A 2,974-nucleotide genomic window follows, 5' to 3' on the forward strand; every position below is an offset into this window, starting at 1 on the left:
TGTGATAGACCACTAGTCCGCTTGTGGCACAACGCAGCGATCCCGGATTGTCCGCTTCCGCGCTGCTGTCGGGAGCTAAGCAGATGTGAGCCCCGAGAGGTCTCGTTGCTTTTTGAGTACACGCCCTACTGCCCGCCGGCCGATTGCCTCAGATGCCCGTCTACGCGGCGCAGGAACAGTTTCACCATCAGTACTTGTCATTGCCCCGAGGACTTATCTGGCTCACTTCCGTGAAAGCCGATCTGCCTTGGTCGCCATAGCATTTCCTTGTTGGTCGTAATACTTCGGCATCTCGTTAGGATCGATCGCGTCCTCACTTCTCTGTCCGAGAAAGTAGAATCCGCTCGCCGCGTCGGCGACGGTGCGTCCCCCGCTAACGTTGTCGAGAAATCGAATCCAGAAGAATGGCAGCGAGATCAACCGGGACAACTTATCTCCTGCACCGAGCGCACGGGAGAAGTACCGGATCGACCAGACGAGTGCCACACCCGCACCGCTGGTCGGTCCGGCGCTGATCTCCGAGAACCGCCTGAACAGCCAACGATGTCCGCTCTGCGTAAACCGTGAAAAATCGTAGGCGCGTTCGTGGACTTGCTGCATGAACGGTGTTTCCGCGTAAACCAAGCCGTCAGGCCGCAGCACGCGATGAATTTCAGCAACGACCGTTGCGGGCTCCAGGACGTGCTCGAGCACTGCCTGAATCCAAACGCCGTCGAATACCCCATCATCGAAGGGCAGCTTATGGGCATCAGCAACCAAGCTGGTGTAAGGAGATGCGAAGACATCAGTTCCGAGCAGCTCGATGGAAGTGGCGTTGTAGAGCTCGTCTGCACCCGAGCCGATCGTTCCGCCGCCGACGACCAGGACGTTGGCCCGGTCGCGACGTTGCTTCAGAAGTTCCACGAACTTTGCGCAATTTGACGCGGCGACTGGGTTCTTGCCAAAGCCGAACCGATGAAGCCGCGAGCCAAGCGAGCGGCGGGTCAGGTCGCGAGCGAGCGCAGATCCGTTCTCGGCGCGATACATCTTGCGATCGAAAATACTCGTCGCAAAATCGATTAAGACCGGCTGCCCTCCTGCGACCGGAAAACCTGCCGCGCTATATTCGCAGGCTGCGTTCGAGCACGCTGGGTCAGTGTCCAGATTTCGCAATTTCGACGAGCACCGCGGACAGCGAACGTGGTGTTTCCAGCGCGCAGTGTCTGCAGGCTCCCTGGCACCTTCGGTTATAGTGGAATGCAACGAAACCCTCTCGAGGTTAGCCAAACGTCAGCATGCAGCTCAGTTGCTTCGACCTATCTGCTAACACCTGAGCTCAATTTCGGCAAAACGAGTATTGCTGTTTATCGCGGCCATGTCCGGCACGCGACAAATTCTTCGGCCGGAAAGTGCTGAAGCCTCAAAACATGTTCCATGACGAAGGCCGATCGCGTTCTGGTGCAAGTTGCTCGGACGAGCTACGACCGCAATCTTGCCCAACAACAGGACCTTGTTTAGGCATATTCTTGGCGGAGATTTGCCATCTGGAATAGCGATTTTTAAATGGGGGCATTAAATGGGTCGACGATTATGATTGCTCCGAAGAGTTTTCGCTTCTTCCTGAAATACGCATTAACTGATCCGTCGCGGCTGACCGACATGATCCGGCGTAGGGCGCTCGAGCAGGTCAAAGCAGCGCCAACTGGTATCGCAAGAACGCATTTTAATGGCGTGCAGTATGAAATAGACATGTCGCTGCATCGCTTGATGGCGAAGTATTTTTTTCAGACCCATGAGATGTTTCTTGAACGGATCTTCAGGCACTTCTTGAGTCCTGGAACGACCTTCATTGATATCGGCGCCAACTGCGGTTACTGGTCTGCTTATGCACTGTCGCTAGTGGGTCAGACCGGGGAAGTGCACGCATTTGAGCCGGTACCTCAGTATTTCGCCTTTATCCAACGTCTCGCCGAACTCAATCCGGACTATCAGATTATCGCCAATCAGACCGCTTGCGGCGCTCTCCGCGGAAACTCCATGATGGCCGTTGTTGCGCCGCGCCCGGAGAATTTCGACAACTATGATACGAACATCGGATCGAGTTCACTTGCCGCCGGTTTTCTCGATCACGCGCGTGAGCTCACCGAGAACATCAGCGTCGGTGTCATCGCTCTGGATGATTATGTGCGCGAACGGAAGATTGATCTCGATCGAGTAAGTCTGATCAAGATCGACGTCGAAGGGTTTGAATCGGCGGTATTTGACGGGATGCAGGCGGTCCTGGCAAAGGACGGCCGCAAAGTCCCGCTTCTCTGTGAAATTCTCACAGACCTAAACCGTTCCCAGCCGCTCGATGGTCGGCTGATCATCGAGCGGCTCGAAGATTACGGATACCGCTGCCTTGATGCGACGCATTTGCGGCGGATCAACCGTCGCGCCCTCGGCTTTGAAGAAAACATTCTTTGTGTGTAATGCTCACCATGGAGAATGTGCCGCAGCTAGACTGCGCTGTAGAGCTGCCCCCGCTGTACTACTGCGGTGATTGATCCCGCTACTGCGTCTTCTGACGCGGATCGTCCTTTGGATTGATGTAGTTGATGCTCCACGGACCGGTGCTGTTGAGCTGAATGACTGTGTCTTCGTCGGCGAAGAAAGAGTGCGCCGAACCAGGGGACAGCGCAAAGAAACTGCCCGCGGGAAGAACCTGAGCCTTGTCGTGATCGGCCGCGGTTCCCATCCCCAAGCGCGCTGTCCCTGAGACCACGGTGACGATCTCCGGCTTGGGATGGGTGTGCGGAGCAACATGATAACCCCTCGGCACCTTCAGCCGAAACGCAAACAGGCCTTCCTTGCTCGGGTCGCCGTAAAGCACCGCCGCCTGCGCTCCGGCTGGAACGGAGGGAGGCGCCGATCCCCACTTGATGTCCTGGGGCGAGACCACATTGTGCTCGCCCGTCTCCTGACCAACGGCGCTGCCAGCCACCAGCGCTCCTAG

3 protein-coding genes are annotated in these 2,974 nt (G+C 56.7%); 1 reads left to right on the forward strand and 2 read right to left on the reverse strand.

Annotated features, from left to right (window positions below; translation table 11 throughout):
• Positions 1-222: 222 nt before the first annotated feature.
• On the reverse strand, positions 223-1,152 hold the full coding sequence (locus CWO89_RS42550; RefSeq protein WP_245476827.1) for a class I SAM-dependent methyltransferase: 930 nt from the start codon (positions 1,150-1,152) through the stop codon (positions 223-225).
• Between the two features lie 390 nt (positions 1,153-1,542).
• On the opposite strand from CWO89_RS42550, the gene CWO89_RS42555 reads away from it, so the two are divergent.
• Positions 1,543-2,451, forward strand: coding sequence for an FkbM family methyltransferase (locus CWO89_RS42555; protein WP_130584174.1), 909 nt, complete (start codon positions 1,543-1,545; stop codon positions 2,449-2,451).
• A gap of 79 nt (positions 2,452-2,530) precedes the next feature.
• On the opposite strand, the gene CWO89_RS42560 is transcribed toward CWO89_RS42555, so the two are convergent.
• Complete coding sequence (locus CWO89_RS42560) at positions 2,531-2,965, reverse strand: cupin domain-containing protein (protein ID WP_245476829.1); 435 nt, start codon at positions 2,963-2,965, stop codon at positions 2,531-2,533.
• Between the last annotated feature and the right edge of the window lie 9 nt (positions 2,966-2,974).

It is taken from the genome of Bradyrhizobium sp. Leo170 (assembly GCF_004296405.1).
In the GTDB taxonomy this organism is placed as follows: Bacteria; Pseudomonadota; Alphaproteobacteria; order Rhizobiales; family Xanthobacteraceae; genus Bradyrhizobium.